Annotated in this window: 29 protein-coding genes; 3 read left to right on the forward strand and 26 right to left on the reverse strand. The window is 43.7% G+C overall.

Features of this window, described 5'->3' with window-relative positions:
• Positions 1-19: 19 nt before the first annotated feature.
• The 17 genes from QF049_RS15250 to QF049_RS15330 all read right to left on the reverse strand — a co-directional run bounded on the left by QF049_RS15250 (position 20) and on the right by QF049_RS15330 (position 10,083).
• Positions 20-589, reverse strand: a complete 570-nt coding sequence (locus QF049_RS15250) for a phosphoglycerate mutase family protein (protein WP_307538518.1) — start codon at positions 587-589, stop codon at positions 20-22.
• A 7-nt stretch (positions 590-596) separates the two neighbouring features.
• Positions 597-1,100, reverse strand: coding sequence for an NUDIX hydrolase (locus tag QF049_RS15255; RefSeq protein ID WP_307538520.1), 504 nt, complete (start codon positions 1,098-1,100; stop codon positions 597-599).
• Positions 1,085-1,270 (reverse strand): hypothetical protein, encoded by a 186-nt coding sequence (locus tag QF049_RS15260; protein WP_307538522.1) that lies wholly within the window; start codon positions 1,268-1,270, stop codon positions 1,085-1,087. Before QF049_RS15260 ends, QF049_RS15255 begins: the two co-directional genes overlap by 16 nt.
• A gap of 197 nt (positions 1,271-1,467) precedes the next feature.
• Positions 1,468-1,746, reverse strand: a complete 279-nt coding sequence (locus tag QF049_RS15265; protein WP_307538524.1) for a P-loop NTPase family protein — start codon at positions 1,744-1,746, stop codon at positions 1,468-1,470.
• 76 nt (positions 1,747-1,822) lie between these two features.
• The gene (locus tag QF049_RS15270; protein WP_307538526.1) at positions 1,823-2,146 is read right to left on the reverse strand and encodes a P-loop NTPase family protein; all 324 of its coding nucleotides are present in this window, start codon (positions 2,144-2,146) and stop codon (positions 1,823-1,825) included.
• A gap of 68 nt (positions 2,147-2,214) precedes the next feature.
• Complete coding sequence (locus tag QF049_RS15275; protein ID WP_307538528.1) at positions 2,215-2,664, reverse strand: hypothetical protein; 450 nt, start codon at positions 2,662-2,664, stop codon at positions 2,215-2,217.
• A gap of 386 nt (positions 2,665-3,050) precedes the next feature.
• Positions 3,051-3,449, reverse strand: coding sequence for a hypothetical protein (locus QF049_RS15280; RefSeq protein ID WP_145320065.1), 399 nt, complete (start codon positions 3,447-3,449; stop codon positions 3,051-3,053).
• A 15-nt stretch (positions 3,450-3,464) separates the two neighbouring features.
• A complete protein-coding gene (locus QF049_RS15285) occupies positions 3,465-3,875 on the reverse strand; it encodes a hypothetical protein (RefSeq protein WP_145320067.1) in 411 nt (136 codons plus the stop codon).
• Positions 3,872-4,318: a LytTR family DNA-binding domain-containing protein gene (locus tag QF049_RS15290; protein ID WP_307538533.1), complete on the reverse strand. Its 447-nt coding sequence runs from the start codon at positions 4,316-4,318 to the stop codon at positions 3,872-3,874. Before QF049_RS15290 ends, QF049_RS15285 begins: the two co-directional genes overlap by 4 nt.
• Positions 4,319-4,502: 184 nt before the next feature.
• Positions 4,503-4,916, reverse strand: a complete 414-nt coding sequence (locus QF049_RS15295; protein WP_307538535.1) for a hypothetical protein — start codon at positions 4,914-4,916, stop codon at positions 4,503-4,505.
• 117 nt (positions 4,917-5,033) lie between these two features.
• Entirely contained in the window at positions 5,034-5,828 is a 795-nt protein-coding gene (locus QF049_RS15300; RefSeq protein ID WP_307538538.1) for a zinc dependent phospholipase C family protein, read from the reverse strand.
• Between the two features lie 432 nt (positions 5,829-6,260).
• Positions 6,261-6,725 (reverse strand): NUDIX domain-containing protein, encoded by a 465-nt coding sequence (locus tag QF049_RS15305; protein ID WP_307538540.1) that lies wholly within the window; start codon positions 6,723-6,725, stop codon positions 6,261-6,263.
• A gap of 71 nt (positions 6,726-6,796) precedes the next feature.
• A complete protein-coding gene (locus tag QF049_RS15310; RefSeq protein ID WP_307538542.1) occupies positions 6,797-7,279 on the reverse strand; it encodes a hypothetical protein in 483 nt (160 codons plus the stop codon).
• A gap of 144 nt (positions 7,280-7,423) precedes the next feature.
• Positions 7,424-7,834 (reverse strand): hypothetical protein, encoded by a 411-nt coding sequence (locus tag QF049_RS15315; RefSeq protein WP_307538544.1) that lies wholly within the window; start codon positions 7,832-7,834, stop codon positions 7,424-7,426.
• Between the two features lie 24 nt (positions 7,835-7,858).
• A complete protein-coding gene (locus tag QF049_RS15320) occupies positions 7,859-8,374 on the reverse strand; it encodes a GNAT family N-acetyltransferase (RefSeq protein WP_307538546.1) in 516 nt (171 codons plus the stop codon).
• Positions 8,375-8,823: 449 nt separating this feature from the next.
• The gene (locus QF049_RS15325; RefSeq protein WP_307538548.1) at positions 8,824-9,318 is read right to left on the reverse strand and encodes a cysteine hydrolase family protein; all 495 of its coding nucleotides are present in this window, start codon (positions 9,316-9,318) and stop codon (positions 8,824-8,826) included.
• A 54-nt stretch (positions 9,319-9,372) separates the two neighbouring features.
• The gene (locus QF049_RS15330) at positions 9,373-10,083 is read right to left on the reverse strand and encodes an AAA family ATPase (protein ID WP_307538549.1); all 711 of its coding nucleotides are present in this window, start codon (positions 10,081-10,083) and stop codon (positions 9,373-9,375) included.
• A 296-nt stretch (positions 10,084-10,379) separates the two neighbouring features.
• Between QF049_RS15330 and QF049_RS15335 the strand changes: the two genes are divergently transcribed.
• From QF049_RS15335 to QF049_RS15345, 3 genes are read left to right on the forward strand one after another with little or no spacing between them, the layout of a single operon-like run.
• A complete protein-coding gene (locus QF049_RS15335) occupies positions 10,380-11,264 on the forward strand; it encodes a PRD domain-containing protein (RefSeq protein ID WP_307538551.1) in 885 nt (294 codons plus the stop codon).
• Positions 11,261-11,767 (forward strand): PTS sugar transporter subunit IIA, encoded by a 507-nt coding sequence (locus QF049_RS15340; RefSeq protein ID WP_221822677.1) that lies wholly within the window; start codon positions 11,261-11,263, stop codon positions 11,765-11,767. The genes QF049_RS15335 and QF049_RS15340 overlap by 4 nt, the downstream gene beginning before the upstream one ends.
• Positions 11,768-11,797: 30 nt before the next feature.
• A complete protein-coding gene (locus QF049_RS15345) occupies positions 11,798-13,255 on the forward strand; it encodes a PTS transporter subunit EIIC (protein WP_307538555.1) in 1,458 nt (485 codons plus the stop codon).
• Between the two features lie 153 nt (positions 13,256-13,408).
• Here the strand turns inward: QF049_RS15345 and QF049_RS15350 are convergent, their stop codons facing one another.
• The 9 genes from QF049_RS15350 to QF049_RS15390 all read right to left on the reverse strand — a co-directional run bounded on the left by QF049_RS15350 (position 13,409) and on the right by QF049_RS15390 (position 20,191).
• On the reverse strand, positions 13,409-14,422 hold the full coding sequence (locus QF049_RS15350; protein ID WP_307538556.1) for a bifunctional glycosyltransferase family 2/GtrA family protein: 1,014 nt from the start codon (positions 14,420-14,422) through the stop codon (positions 13,409-13,411).
• Positions 14,419-15,432 (reverse strand): phosphodiester glycosidase family protein, encoded by a 1,014-nt coding sequence (locus QF049_RS15355; RefSeq protein WP_307538558.1) that lies wholly within the window; start codon positions 15,430-15,432, stop codon positions 14,419-14,421. Before QF049_RS15355 ends, QF049_RS15350 begins: the two co-directional genes overlap by 4 nt.
• A 392-nt stretch (positions 15,433-15,824) precedes the next feature.
• Complete coding sequence (locus QF049_RS15360; RefSeq protein ID WP_307538561.1) at positions 15,825-16,781, reverse strand: radical SAM protein; 957 nt, start codon at positions 16,779-16,781, stop codon at positions 15,825-15,827.
• A 167-nt stretch (positions 16,782-16,948) separates the two neighbouring features.
• Positions 16,949-17,392: a hypothetical protein gene (locus QF049_RS15365; RefSeq protein WP_307538563.1), complete on the reverse strand. Its 444-nt coding sequence runs from the start codon at positions 17,390-17,392 to the stop codon at positions 16,949-16,951.
• Between the two features lie 219 nt (positions 17,393-17,611).
• Positions 17,612-18,187, reverse strand: a complete 576-nt coding sequence (locus QF049_RS15370) for a GNAT family N-acetyltransferase (protein WP_307538565.1) — start codon at positions 18,185-18,187, stop codon at positions 17,612-17,614.
• 81 nt (positions 18,188-18,268) lie between these two features.
• Entirely contained in the window at positions 18,269-18,769 is a 501-nt protein-coding gene (locus QF049_RS15375; RefSeq protein ID WP_307538567.1) for a pyridoxine/pyridoxamine 5'-phosphate oxidase, read from the reverse strand.
• Positions 18,732-18,926: a hypothetical protein gene (locus QF049_RS15380; RefSeq protein WP_307538569.1), complete on the reverse strand. Its 195-nt coding sequence runs from the start codon at positions 18,924-18,926 to the stop codon at positions 18,732-18,734. Before QF049_RS15380 ends, QF049_RS15375 begins: the two co-directional genes overlap by 38 nt.
• A gap of 24 nt (positions 18,927-18,950) precedes the next feature.
• Positions 18,951-19,565 carry a histidine phosphatase family protein gene (locus QF049_RS15385; protein WP_307538571.1) on the reverse strand — a complete coding sequence of 205 codons (615 nt, stop codon included), beginning with the start codon at positions 19,563-19,565 and terminating at the stop codon, positions 18,951-18,953.
• A 119-nt stretch (positions 19,566-19,684) separates the two neighbouring features.
• Entirely contained in the window at positions 19,685-20,191 is a 507-nt protein-coding gene (locus QF049_RS15390; RefSeq protein WP_307538573.1) for a DUF2569 domain-containing protein, read from the reverse strand.
• Between the last annotated feature and the right edge of the window lie 32 nt (positions 20,192-20,223).

Raw genomic sequence — 20,223 nt, forward strand, 5'->3', positions numbered from 1 at the left:
ACGGGATCTCCTTTAATCATTAAAAGTTCCTGATCGTGTACTGTCCTGCTTCACCAAGAAAATCACTTTTGGTTAACCCTTGTTCTCCGAGTAAAATCCTGTAGTTCGATATCGAACCGTCATGTGAAATGATAAACGTATTGCCACTCTGTTTCCTGCACCATTCAAGAAGCTGTTCAGCTAATATCCCGAATCGTTGTGCATTCATCTGATTAATACTTTCTTCCCAACAGTCCAATCCCAATTCAACCATTCTTATGTCAGTATACAGATTGCTGAGTTCTTCCTTCGTATAGATCTGATCGCAGACGAAAGGAACAAACTCCGGATTCTGAGGAAACATTCTTGGCCCAACCAGCGGACTGAAGAATGCAAGATTTTTGTTAGGGATTAGAAGGAGTGCTGTTTCGATCGTACGTTTCGTTGGACTAACCAAAATGACGTCTTCAGGCGCAAAAACGACTTGTTTACGCAATGCTATAACCTGACTTTTTCCCAATTCAGTGAGGCCAGGGTGCAGGCAATTTAATTGGTTAGGGTAATCTATCAAGTGTTCACCATGACCATGACGAATAAATGTAATGTTCATAAGCCCTCTATTTCTGAATGAAGTGTCTGATGCCTTTTGCATCAAGAAGGTTACTCAGTTCCTTTTTCAAAAACACAGGATAAACTTCCATCTGCTCTAGTTCGTCCAAAGAAAACCATTTGAAAATTAACTTACCGTTATCTTCTAGACCTTTGAATTCAATTTCACTATATAGCTTATGGGCTTCCGGCAATGTGATGATATAATAAAAACCAACTTCATGATATTTCAGGCCATCATATTCAAAGAAATCTTCACTAACAAATGCGAGCCTTTGCGCTTCTACATGAACACCCAGTTCCTCCGCCATCTCTCGCACAATAGCCGCTTCTGTTGTCTCGTGCAATTCCACCCGCCCCCCGGGCAGATTCCAGAAATCGTCCTGTTCAGTCGTATGCAAAAGAACTCTTCCTTTGTCTATCACAATACCTGCCACACGAAAGTTGAATTTATTGTTTTGCTGCTCATACGATATATTTTTGTTTTCTGAATTATTCATCTCGCTGACCATCCATCGGACAATCCATCCATGAATCCCATGATGAATGACGGAATGATGAGTACGAGCAATAAAATCAAACTGGCTATGCCCCATCTAAGAATTACTTTCCGTTTGCTTCGAACACCTATAATAATTAAGATTGCAGTTGTTGCAATTAAGGCTACTCCATAAAATGTCATAAAACTGACCTCCGGTATGTATTTGTATTTCATTAAGGTTACTCCAGAATCTTTTCTAGTTTGCGCCTACAAACCTCGAGGTCATAATCCGAATTATCCAGCCATACCTTATCCATCTCAAGTAAGCCATAGATTTCGGACTCCAGCTTCTTTCTTTCCTGCAAAACCTGTACCGTACCCAGAACACCCTGATAACCCTACGCTTGCCCAAAGCCCTGATTCGTATAATAATTAATGAAGCCCTCTGACCATTCTTTTGGTCTTTCACTGATCGCCTTATCAAAGGTATATGATATATCCTTCTGATCGATATAGATGAGAAGCGGATTCAGAGCATGAATGATACGCCCCAGTCCCAATACATACTGCACGTTCTGCTCTTTGGATTGATTACATTTGATAAGACCCATGGTCAATGGATTCTGGATAAAACAACATTCAAATATCGTGATGGAGTCATCATTCGTGCTTAACACGTTCTTGGTGAAATTCTGCCACTTCTCGGTGATCAGCTTTACATTTTGTGCAAAAGAAATTTCGTAAATATCTCGGCTAAATATCCCCCACCACCTGATCGGGAAGCTCTATTCCCCGTTGTTCTTTCATCTTACGGTATGGGATCAGAACACCTTGATGATAGGCAATCGCATTACTTTCCAGAATCTCTCTGTAATCGTCATACGTGGTTAGTAGGGCCTTGAAGTCTTCAGCATGATAAAAAGCAACGCCTTCGTAATCAGCAGGGTGATCCAGGTTTCCTTCCCGAAATAGTTGTACCTGCTTGCCTTGACCTATCAGGATTTCGGATACCATCTTGGCAGTCGTCGACTTGCCCGAACCTGGCAATCCTTCAATGAGTATTAATCGCCTTGCCATCATTACATCATCCTTATTCTTTATTATGTGTGATGTTATGGATTTTCCATGTATCAGAAACTATGTTATCAATCAATATCTGCAATAACCCATTGCGCGTTATCGCCATCCGCTTTCTTTTTCCAAAACACCATCGTATTAATATATTCCTTGTCGTTCTCTCTTAATTCAGTAATCGTTACTGCCCCCTGGTAGAGCTTCTTTTGCTCTTGAATAATAATATCGCTTATGGAAGTAATCTTGCGAACTTTGTATCTTCCCATGCCCGATATAGGAGACTGTGGATCAAAAAAATTCATATATCCCTTTTCGTCCTTTTCGTATAAATAACGCATTCGGGCGTTCATAAGTTTGACGATTTCCAATTTGTCCCCATTATAGTTTGTTTCATTGAGATACTCTGGTGGGATGTCTTCTTTCTCTTGGACTATTGATTGTTGTACATTTTCAGTGTTTTCCTGGTTCTGACAGGCCACCAGAAGTAGAAATAATAATGAAAACAACGTTAGCTTCTTCATATTCCGTCCTCCAATCAGCATTCATCTACTCTTCCCATCCCCTCATAATCATGAGCTGCGTGGACGATTGATTCCATCTATTTCTTTCAAATCCATCATAACCCATAATGTAGGATTTGCGAACAAACGAAATAAGACACTCTGTTTATATAATACTTCTCACAAAAAAAACACGCTGCCCTGCACGAGGTACATCATGCAAAGCGCGTGGATATGAGCTGAACTTTCATCCAATTTTTTTAACTGTCTAACATCAATCTAGCTATTTATCTATGAAATATCATGTTCGTTATACCGATGGCTTCAATCTGGATCTCGCTTTTTTCATTATCCGTAAAAAGGTAATCATATGTTGAAAAGATCCCCATATGCCGTATGCTCATATATCAAACACCGTAATATTGTTTATAATCTGAGACCCATCCCTCTTTGGAGAAATCAATAAAATCATATGGCTCGCACTGTCTAAGGTACTGCAACTCCTCATGCGCCTGTTCCCCGTCCGTATCTTCCAGATAGGATAAAGTCTCTTCATATCCCGCACCACATAATAACTGCACATCAATATAACTGCCCGTGTCCTGATTCTTTCGTTTGGCCTGCCAGATAAGCCCGGTGTCCTCCACATTTCCAATACAGAACAACATGATGCACAACAATTTCAGAACCTCGTTATCCTCTGACTTTCGGTTCTCAATCTCTAGTTGAAGCAGTTCACGGATCGACTCTCGATGGATGCCATTAGGCTCCAATCCGTACAACTGCAGCAGTTCTTCCTCGTTCATACTTGCTCCCCTTAGCTACTTGAGAATGTTATTTAACTCTTCCGCTTTTTTCCTGCTATCCATTCTAGCATAAAAATAGAAAGCGATGATGTGCAGCACAATGGATAACAACCACATGCCGGGGAACCAGGGAGCAATCAAATGGAACATATCCGTGGAGAATAACCATACGATCCCCATGCCTCCTGTAATGCTAAAGGTAGAAGATATAACAATATTCCACATCGGTTTCAACGTAAAATAGTTCCAAAGTACGTTGTACATCACACCAAATAATACAGCGGCAATTGCTGAAATGCCGGCAATATTCCACAAATAGCCCATTTCGATGGGTTGATCATTATAGAATAGGGTCAATAGCAAGGTCACCCAGAGTGAAGTAACGGTGAATACTTGAAAAAAGGAAAGCCTAAGCTGCATCATCATGATAATTTCCCCCTAAAGTTTTTAATATAAAATCGACTGACAAAGTAACTGGAGCTATCGGTCAGATCTACCTTAATCCGAGCATGGTCTGTTGCAGAGAATGCGGTGATATACCGTGTGTTGATGATCGTTTGATTATTAATTTTCACAAAATGAACGTCATCCAGGTCTTCTTCCACAAATTTCAAACGTTTGTTAAGCAAGTATCTCTCGCCTGTAATCACACGTACACAACACATCCGATCCTCTGACTCAATAGCGACCACCGAGCTTAATTGAATCTGTACGTTGCGATTATTCTTGGCATGGATGACCGTTAGTTGGGTTTCCGATTGGCCGATCGCTTTTTCAATACGATCCCACTTCGACCTCTCTTCAGGATGAGTAACGACTTTGACCACCCTTTTTTCAATTGCTGTGTTCTCTTCAAAAATGACTTTCACGTGTTGCCCTCCTCTCACAACTCATATTACAAGCATAGTTATGACTATCCCACTGTATTGCGTTTTGTTGCATGATTTTGTAAGTTTGTTGCATATACGCTTATTTCCCGGCTTAAATGAGACACTACTCGTACATGATAAAAAGAACTACTCCCGCGAGAGTAGTCCCCTATGCCATCCATATTTAATCTTCAATGATCTCCAGATACATCTCCTGGTTTTGCCGGATCATCTCGTTCATGTGCGAAATTACTTCCTGAGCTTTGGATTGATATTTAGCGTATAATTCCTCCGTTCGTTGAAGCAAGATCGTGTCCTTCTCCAGATCCGTGGGTAGGACTTCACGCCAGGTGTCTCCGACTTTATTTTTACTTGTAATCAAACGCTCGATGTCGTCCAGCAGATCTACCATTTCATTTTGATTAAAATAGCGCATTCCGTTCTTGATCCCGTTCCAGCTCTTGATCTCGATGATGTTATAGGCCGAAAACCAATAAAATTCTGCCAGACTTTTCGTGTGATTGTGATAGGAATAAAACAGAAATAAGGCTTGTTGCCCTTCATGTAACTGTCGGTATATCTCTGTTTTGGCTGCCATATCTCTGCCTCGTACAGACACAAGCATCGGTTTAATGCACAACCAAGTAAGTTGCTTAGAATGTATATCTTCTGATCGTAATTTAGCCTTCATAACATGCTCCTCTCTATTCACCGCCTAAGTATTCTCTGGTGCTTCCACTGCCGGGTCATTCTCTCCGCCCATTCTGCGTCTGGGTGTCTCCATCCTGCCTGTCGAAGGCACATATTCAGACGCTTTAGCTAAGCCTAATGGGGGCATGGATCTCCTCCTTTCACATAAATCCTCGTACACATTCCATTTTGTATACAATTGTTTTAGAGCTAATCCTGTTGTATGTATGAACTTGTCCATAGCTTCCATGGATAAAATATTTAAGTCACCCAAGGTTTCGTTGTCAGGATTAGCTAAAAACTCAAGCTTCTCTTCCCTATATTGATACACCTCAGATTCCAGTAATCCACCTATCTCAAATGCGCTTCCCACGTTCAGCTCATTTAACCATTCAAGGGCCCCGTTCCAATTCTGTAGAATCATAAACTCAAGCTTCGTGACATCCTGTGTATACACGCTTCTTCCATTGGGGTGGACTTCATATGCAGGATAAATATCGAAAGTCCACACGCGATCCGTATAGATATGGGCGATGTATCCGCACAGATATTGCATGAATTTGGGATCCCTATAAGCTAACTTCTTGTTGGACTCAAAAAATTCTTTAAGTTCTTCGTCTGTTGCGAACCTTCCTGTCTCTGGCATGAGGTGGGTTTTTGCCTTCTCAGTACGAAGATTAGTTCTTACGTGAATGGAATCAGGAGCGAGGCTTCCCAGTAACAACTCAGGGGATGGCTTGGATATCAATTCGGATGCAATTGCAAAATGAACCATCGGCCAAGGCAATATAAAAACTCCTTTCTTTATTAAAAGGCTCAAACTATGATGTTCTATGATTTACAAAGCTAAGTGCTCACTCTCTTGTACATGTATCAATTCAATATCCTCACAATAGAATCCTAATATTCCGTCCTCGTAGTCCTCAACGAAATATTTCATCGGATGATATCCATGGTCTTTCAGATCTTTAATATTAAACCCACTTATCTGAACTAGAACACCATGAGGCTTATAATGAAAATTTTCAATATTAGTGAATCTAAAAAGTAATTCATATGTAACATTTGAGAATTTCATTAAAAATGTAATATCTGCTATCAAAATATTTTCATACTATTTGTCTTGTTTTATATACAGGCAACCCACTCCAAATTTTGAACAGAAAATGCTGGAATAAATGGTTGAATTAATTCCATATTTTTCATCATGATCTAACCTCTATTCATTTCTCAAGTTATTCTATTAACGCTGTCACTCGCGTAGCAATTTAGACTCTCCTTGCTTCAAGTCTACAAATATAGGCTTCTGCACATTGTTAATTGTCGAAATATCAATCTCATCCAGACTTTTAAAAACAAGCTGTAATGACTCCTTTTGTTCATCTTCAAATAAAAGAGTTACCTGATCATCACAGAGTTTCCCTTCCAACTCCGCAATAACGTCAAATAAAAACATTACAAATACTACTTTATTTCCATCCGGATACGTATAGTGCATCCTCTCGCCCGTGTATATGGAGGCCAGTTCATAAGAACTCACCTCAAGCCCTGTTTCCTCTTTCACTTCTCTAATCATGGTTTCTTCAATTCGTTCACCTGGCTCCATACCACCACCGGGTAATCCCCAATCCCCATAATCTGATCTCTTTTGCAGCAGCACTCTCCCCATATGATCTCGAATAATAGCTCCACCCGTAACAACAATACGACTAGTCATTACTCTCGCTCCTCTCTGTCGGGTTGCTTCTCAACAGCTTACGATTTTTATCAGGAACCTTTTCTATCGATTCATATCCCAAAATGCACAATGCATTTCCCATTTACCTCAGCGTACTTTGCCATGTTCGCAAGCTTGTTTAATTCGTTGATTAATTCAACTTTGTTGTACACGAGTTTCTCGTAGTAGCCCTTCTGTTCGCCTCCAGCAATGCTATAATTCCCTGTTAGCACAATCGGATCCGCCGCATGGCTGAATAGATCAATCCAAGCCCGAATCAGTTGATGAAATTTCAACAAAACATTCTGCTCTTCAATAACGGTTATTCCATAGTTGTTCAGTCCACTACATCTCATACAGGTAGATGGATTCCATGTATTCAACCAGCAAAGGGAATCATAGATGTATACAATAAATTCGTCTTCCAAGGTCGCATAAAACTCTGGCTTCAGCCCACTTTTATGTATGTTGCCATGAGAATCCCAGGAGTAGGAAGTATAGATATTCTCGTTTACTTGCGATTTGGCTTCAATCACAAAATGATGCTTTGGCATACCTGCTTTCTCCCCCTTACACGGTCATTCCCATAGACTCCTCTTCATTCATCATAACCCATGTATTGGTAAATGGAAATTGAAAAAGATCCTATCCACTTCCCAAGTAGGAGAAGCAAATCGGACCTAAAAAATTCATAACATTTAAAGAACCTTACGTTTACTCAGAAACTCTGTTCCCTCTTTACGATACATTTCTATAAATTCATTGGTCACATGATCATGCCTCAGTGCTCCCATATAATCTGTTCCAGGTTTCTTCGGTCTATAATCTGAATCCACCGTGTAGATATTGAAGTGCACCTCATCTTCGTCCTCTGATATATCCGTATGATCGAAAAGTGAAATCACTTCATCTTTATCGAGAAACCTAAATGGAGATGCCTGACGCTCTATAATATAAAAAGGATATGTGATGTTCTCTATCTGAATGAATTCATGGTACACCTTAAGCTCATCAGGTATGAGATCCATGTACTGTCTAGCTACCTCTTCTGCCTGAAACACACCAGAAATCCACTTCAACTTCCCCTTATTTGCTACGATAATAAACAAGCTAATCACCTTCTAAGTTACATATTATTTCGCTCTTCCACGCACAAAAGTCTGGGACAAAATCCGGTGGCTGCCAGTGATGTTGTCAATCTCAATGTTATATTCAGACTCGGTATATTCAATCTGATGTTGCTCATAATACTTTTTCCAGAACGAAACTGCTGCTGCATTGTTAGCGAGTTGTCCTACTTTGAATCTACCCTGAAACTGAGCAAAAACCAAGTCGACCGCTTGTGCTGCCATTCCCTGTCCACGATACTTTTTGACCAGGAACAGCTCCTGTACGGTATAATCCACATCTTCTGGCACATATGGAGGTGAACACACCAGGACGAATCCAATAATCTTTCCTTCATACTGAATCAAAAACGGATGTAATTCATCGCGTTCCAGATAGAGATAGGTGTTCGTTGGATCATATTTCCCCTCTTCAAGTAGATCCTCGCCAGAAAATTCAGACAGATCATATAAGTACAAGTTGTACAGGTTAAGGAACATTTCCTTTTGTTCTGCCAAAATACTTTTAATGTGTACATTCATTTTCTTTGTACATCTCCCTTAGTTAATGAGTTAGTTAGTAATCCATACATAACCTTTCCGATGTCCACAGCACGTTTGCTGTGCCCTGTTCTCAATATATCCTTTCAACCACAACAGATATAGGCAAAGTTTGGTTTAAACCATGGAGTAACCTTAACTGTCATAGTGGAAATGTACATTTGAACAAAAAAAGACTCCTTACAGAGTCCGATTATTGGTCTTATTTTTATTTTTCACCAAGTATCCATTAGCACTTAGCTAATAATTATTGAATTATATGGGTTCAACTAAACTTTTTACATAAAAACGGAGAGGACAGAAATAACCTGAAGAAGCGGAGCGTTCGCCTTTATCACCGGATTTCCCCTTTAAAAAGGGAATCAAAAAAATCTGGGGATAACAGCGATCGGAAGGTTGTTCTGTCATTGGAGTGCTCAGTGTAAACCTCTTTAGTTGAACCTATATAGATAATCAACCACAGGATATGAGATCACATTGCGATCTCTGTACGTTGAAATCACCGCTTCGTGATGGGTGCTTAGAATTCCATTTTGCAACATCACCGGACGGAAACCTCGCTCCATCGCACCGTTGTAGGTGAATAGAACACATTCCTCTGCAGCAAAACCTGCGATAATCACCAATTCAATTCCGTGACTCTTCAACACCTGCTCCAGATTAGTCTGCCAGAAAGCGTTGGAAGCTTCTTTGGTAACTGTGATATCCTTCTCATTCACATCTACCTCGGGAATAATACGATATTCTTCCGGTGGTGTCTCCTCCATGCCCTCCACATCCTGTACGTGAACGACCACATGATCATTCGAGCGCAGCACGTTAGCTACATGGTTAATGTACTCGCAAGCATGGTCTATCGAGCTCTGATCCATCTTTTTCCGCACAATACTCTCTTGCATATCAATGATTATGAATCCTACTTTCATCCAATCTCTCCTCATACAAAATGTAGTTTTAATCTTGGTATCACAAAATTCAATTTAGTCTTTAAACAATTCATTCAGCATCCGGTCACGGTTCTCGAGAAAGCTGCGGGTAATCTGATAGTGATCGGTCTCCTCATAGGTTACCTCTTGAATATGGCTATCGTCAAAACTTAAAATCTCTGCCCCCGGATATCCCAGCAAAATCGGTGAATGCGTCGCAATAATGAACTGCGAAGTGCCTGACAGATCATGAAGAATCCGCAATAAAGAGAGCTGCCTTGCTGGGGACAATGCGGCTTCGGGCTCGTCGAGCAGATAGATGCCTTTGGAACTAAAGCGGTTGACGAACAGACTGAGAAAAGACTCCCCATGTGATTGTTCATGTAATGAACGCCCGCCATAATATTGAAGCGACGCCGGCATCTCGTCGACATGTGATGCGAATTGATAGAACGATTCAGAGCGCATGAAGAAACCATTCGTTATTTTGGGCAACCAGGCCAGCCTGAGATAATTCCCAAGCGAGGATTCCGAAGCATGTGTCTCATAGGTATTATTCCTGCCACCCCCTGCGGTATTGAAGCCACATTGATGTGCGATGCCTTCCAGCAGCGTAGATTTCCCTGAACCATTTTCACCTACAAAAAAAGTAACGTTATTCGTGATCTCCAATCGTTCCAAGGACCGGATCGCGGGGATGTCAAAAGGATATTGGTCCCGATTCTCGATCTTGGCCGACAGGAGTTCCACACTTCGAAGATACATAGGCATACTCCTATTCATGTTAGATTTGGCTCCAACTACGGCAGGTACCTTTTCGTTTACACATTCCCTATATTAAACGACGAACAGTTGGATGACAAAATTATGGTTGACGGTGGCAGATCAGCTATATATTATGTAGGAAGAACGTTCTGATGAAAACATAAAATGAATTGGCGTGTTACCACCCCAGAGGGCATGAGCCAAGAAGCGAACATGAGACTATACTCGCTTCTTGGCTCTTTTTGCGTTCCGGAGGCCTGAAAGCGTTAACTTTAGAAACGAGGAGGCGGTGAACCGTGAGTAAAGGAATGATTCTGCAGGTGGAGCGGGTCGTCGGCAGTAATATTGTTCTGGCCCGGTCGCACCAGAATACCAAGGAGTACGTACTGATTGGCAAAGGGTTGGGATTTGCGTTCAAGGTGGAAAGCACCGTTCAGGCCGATGATCCGCGGATTGAGAAAAGATTCCGGCTGGAAGACCGGGAGGAGTGGGGGCAGGCGCAGGAGCTGATGAGGGACTTGGACCCCAATGTCATCGACATCTCTGACCGAATTATCCGTCTCATCGCTGATCAGTTTCCCGGCAAGCTGAATGACAAGATCTACCTTGCTCTTCCGAGTCATATTCAGTTCACCTTATATCGTATCCGCAACGGGATGGAGATTCTGAATCCTTTTCTTACGGAGACAAAGCTCAGTTTTCCGAAAGAATTCGAAATCGCCTCGGAAGCGGCGGCCATGATCGGAGAGGCCTTTGGCGTAGAGGTACCGGAGGATGAGGCCGGGTTCCTGACATACCATGTGTACTCCTCCGTAAATCACGTCCCTGTCGGACAGTTGGTTAAGGTATCCAATGTGATCAGCAAACTTCAGTCGATTATTGAAGAGGAGGGTGGCGTTCGCTTTGATCAGGGCAGCCTTAGCCAGGCAAGACTCATGATACACCTGCGCTTCTCCATGGAACGCCTGTATCAGCAGCCGATGACGGCCCCCACCTTCGCACAATATGTGAAAAATGAATATACGTCCGAATACCAGCTGGCCAGAAAACTGAGCGCTGTAATGGCCGAGGATTTGGGTACAGAAGTGCCCGAGGAAGAAACGGCTTTTCTCGCAATGCATTTATACCGGCTTTTTCAAACCCATGCCAAAACCAACAACAGAAAGGACAACACACAATGATCTGGAAATGGAAAAACAATAAATCTGCCAAAACATCTGAAACAATATCCGTCGCCTCCCCGCTCACCGGAACCTGCGTCAGTTTGGAAGAAGTGCCTGACGAAGCGTTCGCGCAAGGACTTATGGGACCGGGAGTCGCAATGATTCCCCAGGAAGGCAGGCTGGTCGCCCCTATCGACGGCACTGTGGTGCACCTGATCAAATCGCACCATGCCGTAATGATTGAGCATGCTTCCGGGCTGCAGCTACTGCTGCATATCGGTATGAATACTGTCAGCCTGAAAGGACAGGGTTTCACACCCCAAGTGCAGACCGGGGATCAAGTCACTATCGGTCAGACTCTGATTGAATTTGACCTGAATGCGATCGCTTCCGCCGGTTATCCGGTCATCACCCCTGTCATCGTTGCGAATGCGGCTGAACAGCCGTGGGAGTCGCACCCGGAGTATGGCAGCGTAGAAGCAGGCATGGGAACTATCATGAAAGTCAGCTTGTCCAAATAACCTAAATCAAAAAAAGAAAGGAAGAACAATATGCTGAAAGTACTGCAAAAGCTGGGAAGATCCCTGATGCTTCCTGTAGCAACCCTGCCTGCGGCAGGTATTCTTCAAGGCCTCGGTCTTCTTAATTATGAAAAGGACATTCCGCTCGGTCCCGTGATCGGGGGATTTCTTAATCAGTATGTAGTTCCATTCCTGAATGAGGGAGCGGGGGCGATCTTCGGCAACCTTGCGCTCATCTTCGCCATTGGGGTGGCAATCGGACTGGCGGGGGATGCGGTCGCCGCGCTTTCCGCCCTGATCGCTTATATGGTGCTGACGCGGATTCTGGGAGCCGTTCCAGGTGTATTCGGCTATATTCCTGACGATGTCAAGCTGGATATGGGCGTATTGGGCGGGATATTTGCCGGACTGCTTGCAGCCTATATGTATAAAAAATACCATAATATCAAGCTTCCTGACTGGCTCGGCTTCTTCTCCGGCAAACGCTTTGTGCCGATGGCCACCGCCGGCTCCATGCTGGTGTTGGCCATCCTGTTCGGCATGGTCTGGAGCCCGATTCAGGATGCCATCGGCGCTTTCGGCGCCTGGATTGTAGGTTTTGGCGGCGTTGGCTCCATGGTGTTTATGATCGCCAACCGCCTACTCATCCCGCTCGGTCTGCATCATGTCCTCAACTCCATTGCCTGGTTCCAGATCGGAGATTATACCAATGCAGCCGGGGAAGTCGTGCACGGCGACCTGACCCGCTTCTTCAACGGAGACCCTACGGCAGGCATGTTCATGTCTGGCTTCTTCCCGATTATGATGTTCGCTCTTCCGGCGGCGGCGCTAGCCTTGATTCATACAGCCCGGCCTGAAAAGCGCAAAATGGTCGCTTCGATCTTTATCGGCGCAGCGGTGGCTTCGTTCTTAACGGGTATTACCGAACCGCTCGAGTTCTCCTTCATGTTCGCGGCGCCTCTACTGTATGTGGTTCACGCTATTCTTACTGGTGCGGCGGCCCTAATCATGTACCTGCTGAATGTTAAGCTGGGCTTCGCCTTCTCTGCAGGTCTAATCGATTACCTCGTGAACATGAAGCTGTCGACCAATCCGCTGCTCATGATCCCGGTCGGACTCGCATTTGCGGTCGTCTATTATTTCCTGTTCCGGTTCATGATTATCAAGTTCAACCTGAAAACGCCGGGGCGCGAGAATGACGCTTATGATGCCGATGCCCCCACTGATACTTCCGCCGTGGCAGCGGCGTCTGCCGATACCAAGGCTGGCAAAGTGCTCGCCGAGATCGGGGGAACAGATAATATCGAGAGCATTGACGCCTGCATCACTCGCCTCCGGCTAGTTGTCAGGGACGACAAAGCCGTCAACGATCAGGCGCTCAAACAGCTTGGCGCTTCCGGCGTTATGAGGCTCGGTGGTGGAGCTGTGCAGGTCATCTTCGGCACTCAGTCCGAAATCCTGAAGGATGAGATTAAGAAGCTGATGTAACGCTCGTCCTCCTGTAAGTTTAAAAGGCCGAGAACAAGGGTATGCTTCCCCCTGTTCTCGACCTTTTTTTGTTAACCAAGAAGCGCAGGATATTCTTTTGAAACGGCTTTGATTGAAAAAAAGAGAGCAAGCTATATGCCCACTCTCTCTGCGTTAATAGACAAATCTGCGCTGCGCCCAGTAGCTGAACAGGAAGATGGACACCTCGGTCAACAGCTTGGCTGCGAGCAGTGGGATAATTAATTTTTCATTATAAAAATACAATAAACCGTAGTTTAATAACAGCACCAGTAGGACAAGTGAGAAGTATTTGGGCAAAGACTGTCGAACCTTTGAGGTTCGTCCTGCGGAGAACACATACTTCCGATTCATCGTATAGTTGAAGATAGAGCTGCACAGCCTTGCTGCGACAACCGACAGAAACAGATTATGCGTGAAATACTGGATGACGAATAATAGTCCAAAATCAATCAGAGCGGATAGCACCGAAGATGTGCTGAACATCAGGATTGGCATATAGATCCGGAACGAATCAACCAACGGGCGGAAATGGGAGGACTCATTGTGATCCAGATACACCGTATCGATAAACTCTTCCGTAATTTCATACCCTTCCTTGTATGCCGTTAGCAACATGTTCATCTCGTATTCAAACCGATCCCCGGGAATCTGGTTCAGCCAATCCAGCATGGAGTAAGGAAAACCGCGCAGACCCGTCTGCGTGTCATATACTTTGGTACCTGTCGTGAGGGAAAAGACCGCCCGTGTGACGGTGTTGCCAAAACGACTACGTGCTGGAATTTTACCACTGAAGCGACGGCTGCCGAGTACAATTCCGGGTCTCGTTTGTGTGAGCAGCACTTCGAAGATACGCTTAATATCATGTGGCAGATGCTGTCCGTCACTATCTGCGCACACTACACCGCCCTGAGGTCCGTACTCCTTAATATGCTGAAAGCCTGTCTTCAACGCCCTGCCCTTACCCAGATTGACGGGATGTGTCAGGACCGTACAGCCATAGGCTTCTGCCGTTTCAAAAATCCCACGGTACCCTGGGCCACTGCCATCATCCACAATCACAATGGGTCCAAGTTTAAATGTCTGTAATCGCAGAACGAGATTCAGTAAACGCACATCGGGTTCATAGGATGGAATTAATATTGTCATGATCCTTGTCCCTCCGTCAGATATAAAATGTCACTTACGCCACGTTCCTGGTTACGCCCCAGCGGGTTATTAACGACTCGACCCATAAAATACATGGTGGATGAACCGCCGCCGTCCAAGTTGTAGGCTTCAGTTGCTCCGAGACCTTTCATGACATCGGCCAGTTCTGCCAAGGTCATGCCACGGCTGTTGTCCTGCCGTCCGTCCACTACCACGAAAACGTAATGATTCGGAGCAATCATGCCAATCGCAGTTCTTGGATTCGCATCCTGGATGGAGCGGTTACCGAAGTTGTTGTCAATTTTCACACTGCTAAAATCACTAACAATCTCGCCATCCTGAATCAGAATGGGTCCAAAGGATAACGTATTGGTTGCCCCTTCGGCCAGTAATTCCGAGGAAGAAATTTCATCTTCGTTATATGTTTTCATCGTACCGTCATTGAACAGGGCAAGCGCATCCCGTGTTGGGCTGTCCCGATACAATGTTCCATTTCGAATAATGACACCATCATCACGGAATCCGTAATAATCACCGTTAATGGCAAAGATCGCATTGTTGGCTGCGGCAATCTCTGATGTATTTTCTGTAATGTTTGTTCCAAAACTGTTATCCGCCAGCGCGGTTCGCAGACTGCTTGCATCCGTCAGCTGAACATCAGCGACATAATACGTAATCTGATCCGAGCCGGAGCCTGTCTGTACCTTTTCTATATGGACCTCCATATCATCACTCGAATAATTCCAATCATCTGACGTTGCATTCACTTCAGTTGCAGTGGTCGAAGTGCTGGTGGAATCATTCGTGTTGCCTGCTGTTGACGTTGCCGTGTTCTCATCCGCTACAACTACCTGCACATGCCGGATCAGGTAACGGTCAGCCAAGCTGTACAGGATTCCACCTACCGCAAGCACGATGACAAGTGTGATGATGAGCCATCTGCGCTTTCTTGGGGAGATCGGTCGTTTATGTGGTTCTTTGCGGGTTGGTTTCTCATAGATCTTCATCATGTGAAGCTCACCTCTTCATCTAAGTTCTTAAGGCCATATTAGGCCGGGTAGCTTAAATGAATCTGAAACTAAATAACTTGAACTAAAGAATATTCACACTGACACTACGATGACAGAACAACCTTCCAATCGCTGTTACCCCCAGATTTTTTTGATTTCCTTTTCTAGAGGGGAAAATCCGGGGATAAAGGCGAACGCTTCGCTTTTTCAGGTTTTTTCTGTCCTCTCCGTTATTGTGTGAATGAATAGTTCAATAAAATAAGGTGATCCTTTTTCCCACTGAGGAAATCAGATCACCTTTATTTTTAATCTATATAACCTTAAATGTCGCTGTTATCGTGTACATGTTTCGTTCAGCTTACAGATCAAAACATCTTCGTCAGAGCTTCCTGTTATGCCTCTGCAAAAAGGGCATCGTACGCAGGACAAGGCAGCTTCTCCAGGAATTTTGTTAACGCTGGCGGCTGCTGGGTATAGATATCCTTCAACGACGTTCCATTATAGATGTTGCCAATCACAACAGGATGGCATAACTCACAGATGAGAATATCCCCATTGCCGTGCAAGTGCAGCTGTTTCGTGCCATCCACACAATTCGAGAAATACACATCGGGTTGTTCACGCAAATTCAACTGTTCAGCAAACCTATCCATACAAGTGAAATAGAGCGTTGTATCTGGATTTTTATGTTTAATTAATTCCGTAACAGATCGAACAAGGGACTCTTTAGAGACAACCTGACTCCAATCCGTATGCGGCATCTTAATGCTGTTCTGGATCTCATGGATGCGCACACCCAGATCATACACCTTATCGCTAATGGCCTGCATGTTCGCTTGATTACCTTCAAACAGTAACGTTTCCAGTACCGTCTCCAGACCGGCTTCCGTGCACAAACGGATATTCTGCTCCAGTCTCTCATACATGCGAGGATGCACACGATAATACGCAGCATAGGACTCCGCATCCGTATAATTGAACGAGATATGAATGTTGGACAAGCCCGCATCACGCAACGCAAGAATCCGTTCTTCTGTCAGCAGACTGGCATTGCTGTTCAATTGTGTATCGATGCCATGTGCCGCACAATACGTCACGATCTCCAGGCAATCCTGGTATTTCAAAGTAACTTCTCCCCCGGACAATCGCACGCGCTTGAGACGAGGAAGCTCACTAATAATACGGATAATTTCCTGACTACCGATGCATGCTCCATCATCCCGATTGTAGGCGCAGCAATAGTCACATTTATAATTGCAGTTCGATGTCACTCCCACCTCAAGTCCTTCCAGCTCATATACGCCGGGTGTTTCCAGTTCGAGTGATTTATATCTGTTTTTGGTCGTCAATTCGTTGTACCTCCTGGTTCCTTCATTCAATCCACGTTTGGATAACTTGAAGATTATATCGGTAGGCACTTGTTTGATGATATGACATTATGTACGTTGCTTGTTATAAACAACATAAATCAATTTCCCCAACGATCGGGAGTGATGTAAGGTAACCCTATAATCCTCTATTGTATGTCATCCATGTTGAACTCAGGATTATAGGCAAACTCGTGGCTCGCCAGCATGATGAATGACACACGCCCTTTTTGATCAAAATTCATGGACAACCCTTTCATGTTCTCAAATCCTCCTTCCAATATTGCATGATCAAAGGACGGTATGACATGGTAATTGCCTTGTTTATTTTTCTCCATAACATATGTAATACTTTGTACTTTTCCCTTTTTAGTATCTATAAAAGCTTTTTTGCCGTATTGTTGGAAGACCTCTTGAACTGTACTTCCATAACCTATCCCGCTTGGCGTTTTATACGTTTTGAACTTTGCCGAGTCATCAATTATGATGCCATCCACAATGCCATCTTTGTAATGAATTCTCATATGTTTGTAATGGTAGACATTCGTATAGTAGAAATAATCCACGTGGGGTCCAAGTTGCTGCTCAACCACTTCACGAGTACTTCCTAATTTAATCGTAATATCTTTGGATTTAATCTGAAATTGGAATTCATCCTCAGTAAATATCTTAGTCGATTAAGATGCAGGAGGTTCTTTTGAAACGGCATTACGATTGTAAGCCACTTCTGAGCTACTTAAAAAAGTCATGAATAGCATAAGATACAGGATTCCTTTGCTCAACCTCGCTCGCCCTTTCCCAAAAAACGTTCTTTATTTAATGTTAGAATAGAAGTCTTCTTTTACAATGGCATACATCTTCAGATCCTGAAGTTCATTTTTCACCTTCATGTATTTCCTCAGCACACCTTCAAATTGCATGCCGGCCTTTTCCATGACTTTCGCGGAGCCCATGTTCTTCACTAAACATTGAGCCTGGATTCGTTCCAATCCCACTTCGTCAAATCCGAATTGGATGATTCGTTTCACTACCTCGGTCATGTAGCCTTGATTCCAAAATTGATCAGACAACACATATCCCAGTTCAACTCTTCTGTTATCGCTGTCACACCCTAGATAGTTACAACTACCAATCAGCCTCTTGGTGTGTTTATCTTCAATCCCCCATGGGCCTATTAGATCCGTTTCATAGCGACTCATGACAAAATCTAAAAAAGCTTTGGTGTCTTCTTTGCTCCGATGCGCATCCCAGGTGGTGAACTCCGATACAGCAGGTACAACGCAGTAACTGTACATATCCTCCAGATCATCATAGGTAAGAGGTCGGAGTAACGTCCGTTCGGTTTCCAACACGGGAAATGGTTCGAAGAAGCTCTCAATCGTTTTCATAGATTTATCCTCCCTCAGATTGTTAGGAAAAAGAAACACACAGCAGTTTGGTCACTATTGCCTAACTCATCTTTTCTAAAATCAAGGCCACAATCTGAGTGTCTTCCATTGTCCATCTTGCATCACATATTGGACTCGTACATGCTTACGCTCCGAATCTCCCTGCCAGAACTCCACCTCTTGTGCATTCACTGCATATAATCTCCAATGAGGTGTAACGACACTGGGATCACGACTTATCTTTTCCTTCTGAGCTTCAATGGAACTATCCAGCACTTCCTCGCTATCCAAAACCTCACTCTGATGCCCTGTCAAAGCAACTGCTCTTGCTCCAGCTGAACGTTTGCGGAAATCATCAGCGCCCGCTTCATCTCCACAATCTTCGGCAATTCCCCTTATCCGAATCTGTCTTCCAAGTGAAGGCCAGTAGAATGTCAGAGCGACATGAGAATTCTCCTTCAACTGCTGCCCTTTTCGACTCTCCGAACTGGAGGCAAAATAGAACGTTTCGTCAATTACGTTTTTCAAAATCAACACCCGCGCATCAGGATAACCGTCTTGATCCACGGTAGAGATCGTCATGGCATGAGGTTTCTTTCACTTCATTCTCAACCGCCAATCTCAACCACTCCAAAAATAGCTTCCCCGGCCGCTCCGGCAACTGCCCCGTATCCCAGGTTGGAAATGGGCCGGATAAAGACTTCAAACGTTGTAGCAGTTCTATGGATTGATTACTCATATCATCGCCTCCGTCTTCAATTTTTTAATCAAGATGACTTAACACATTTGCGCTGCTAAGTTTCCAACCATACCTTCCCTTTTCAACGGTATGTACACTGGTGTTGTCCATGGGATAAAAGCTGGACTTATTGCTCCACTCCCTATTTTCAAGCAGATAATACAGAATATTAATCACTCCGCCGTGAGTAATTAACAGAACATTGGACTTGACTGTTTCCTCCTCCATACCTTTGAAAAGATTCTGGAAAGCTGTGCTTATCCGGTTATAAAAATCCCTTGGACTTTCTCCTCCCGGAAAAGGGGAATCCATCTCAAGGGTGTTGAAATAAACCCCTGGGTAATGTTCTTCAGCATCCTTATGGAGCATGCCTGCCAAATCTCCGTTATTCATCTCCCGCCAATCTTTCATTAAGCTAGCCTGCATGTTTAATCTCTTCTCAATTTCCCGTGTAGTCTGTACTGCACGAGGAAGATCACTGCTAATGATCGTATGTATGTTGTACTCGTCAGCATGATGATGCAAATGCTCTCCCAGTTTCCTGGATTGATTGATTCCTTGTTCCGTAAGTCCACGATCGCTCCATCCGCCTCGATACCCTTCCTCATCCATCCCATGCCTTACCAGATAAATTTTCAAGATCTCTTCTCCTTTTCACTTTGAACAGGTTAACTATATATGTGACTGGTTTCGTTTGTAACAAATAAACCCGACCTCTGATAGCTTCTATCCGAGATCGGGCATTTCCTGCAACCCATTTATCTTACAAATGTGTTATGAACTCGCTCTGATTTGATAAAGTAAGGAATCCAGATCGCACAAGTAAGTACCGACTTGCCAATATCTCTTAACGAGTTTCCATCCTCAAGTTCTCTCGCCATCGGAATCTGAAGCAACAATAAATAATCAATGACACTAACGGCTAGACTAACACTATAAAACATGATCATAAGACGAGGAAAGATCGATTTTTTACTATACAAAGCAATGATGGTATATATGCTAAACACTAAAAACAGTGCGTTATATACCGTTTCAAAAATAACGACCGGTCCCCATAGCGGGTGATAATATTCAGATTGCTCCGAAGTTAGCAACTCCCAAGTCTCTGTTGTAAGCATGGGCAAACAATACAGGACCAATTGGAGCGCCAGGAAAATCAACGTAAGAAATAATCCGATCTGGACGAGAATCAGCCAACCACCCAAGCCCGATACGCCTAGTGGACGGTAGTCTGTCTTTTGCTCTGGAATATTTGGTTCCACCTTGTAACACTTCCTTATACATTTTAGTTTTT

The sequence above is a fragment of the Paenibacillus sp. W4I10 genome, assembly GCF_030816325.1.
Taxonomy (GTDB): Bacteria; Bacillota; Bacilli; order Paenibacillales; family Paenibacillaceae; genus Paenibacillus; species Paenibacillus amylolyticus_B.

Coding starts and splice junctions, on each gene's coding strand:
- QF049_RS15255 (WP_307538520.1), bottom strand. CDS start 1,100: ATGGTCAGCGAGATGAATAATTCAGAAAACAAAAATATATCGTATGAG.
- QF049_RS15250 (WP_307538518.1), bottom strand. CDS start 589: ATGAACATTACATTTATTCGTCATGGTCATGGTGAACACTTGATAGAT.
- QF049_RS15345 (WP_307538555.1), top strand. CDS start 11,798: ATGCTGAAAGTACTGCAAAAGCTGGGAAGATCCCTGATGCTTCCTGTA.
- QF049_RS15280 (WP_145320065.1), bottom strand. CDS start 3,449: ATGAACGAGGAAGAACTGCTGCAGTTGTACGGATTGGAGCCTAATGGC.
- QF049_RS15380 (WP_307538569.1), bottom strand. CDS start 18,926: ATGAGTAATCAATCCATAGAACTGCTACAACGTTTGAAGTCTTTATCC.
- QF049_RS15305 (WP_307538540.1), bottom strand. CDS start 6,725: ATGACTAGTCGTATTGTTGTTACGGGTGGAGCTATTATTCGAGATCAT.
- QF049_RS15370 (WP_307538565.1), bottom strand. CDS start 18,187: ATGAAAACGATTGAGAGCTTCTTCGAACCATTTCCCGTGTTGGAAACC.
- QF049_RS15355 (WP_307538558.1), bottom strand. CDS start 15,432: ATGATGAAGATCTATGAGAAACCAACCCGCAAAGAACCACATAAACGA.
- QF049_RS15325 (WP_307538548.1), bottom strand. CDS start 9,318: ATGAAAGTAGGATTCATAATCATTGATATGCAAGAGAGTATTGTGCGG.
- QF049_RS15320 (WP_307538546.1), bottom strand. CDS start 8,374: ATGAATGTACACATTAAAAGTATTTTGGCAGAACAAAAGGAAATGTTC.
- QF049_RS15350 (WP_307538556.1), bottom strand. CDS start 14,422: ATGACAATATTAATTCCATCCTATGAACCCGATGTGCGTTTACTGAAT.
- QF049_RS15295 (WP_307538535.1), bottom strand. CDS start 4,916: ATGGCAGCCAAAACAGAGATATACCGACAGTTACATGAAGGGCAACAA.
- QF049_RS15285 (WP_145320067.1), bottom strand. CDS start 3,875: ATGATGATGCAGCTTAGGCTTTCCTTTTTTCAAGTATTCACCGTTACT.
- QF049_RS15340 (WP_221822677.1), top strand. CDS start 11,261: ATGATCTGGAAATGGAAAAACAATAAATCTGCCAAAACATCTGAAACA.
- QF049_RS15330 (WP_307538549.1), bottom strand. CDS start 10,083: ATGTATCTTCGAAGTGTGGAACTCCTGTCGGCCAAGATCGAGAATCGG.
- QF049_RS15375 (WP_307538567.1), bottom strand. CDS start 18,769: ATGACGATCTCTACCGTGGATCAAGACGGTTATCCTGATGCGCGGGTG.
- QF049_RS15260 (WP_307538522.1), bottom strand. CDS start 1,270: ATGACATTTTATGGAGTAGCCTTAATTGCAACAACTGCAATCTTAATT.
- QF049_RS15270 (WP_307538526.1), bottom strand. CDS start 2,146: ATGGCAAGGCGATTAATACTCATTGAAGGATTGCCAGGTTCGGGCAAG.
- QF049_RS15310 (WP_307538542.1), bottom strand. CDS start 7,279: ATGCCAAAGCATCATTTTGTGATTGAAGCCAAATCGCAAGTAAACGAG.
- QF049_RS15275 (WP_307538528.1), bottom strand. CDS start 2,664: ATGAAGAAGCTAACGTTGTTTTCATTATTATTTCTACTTCTGGTGGCC.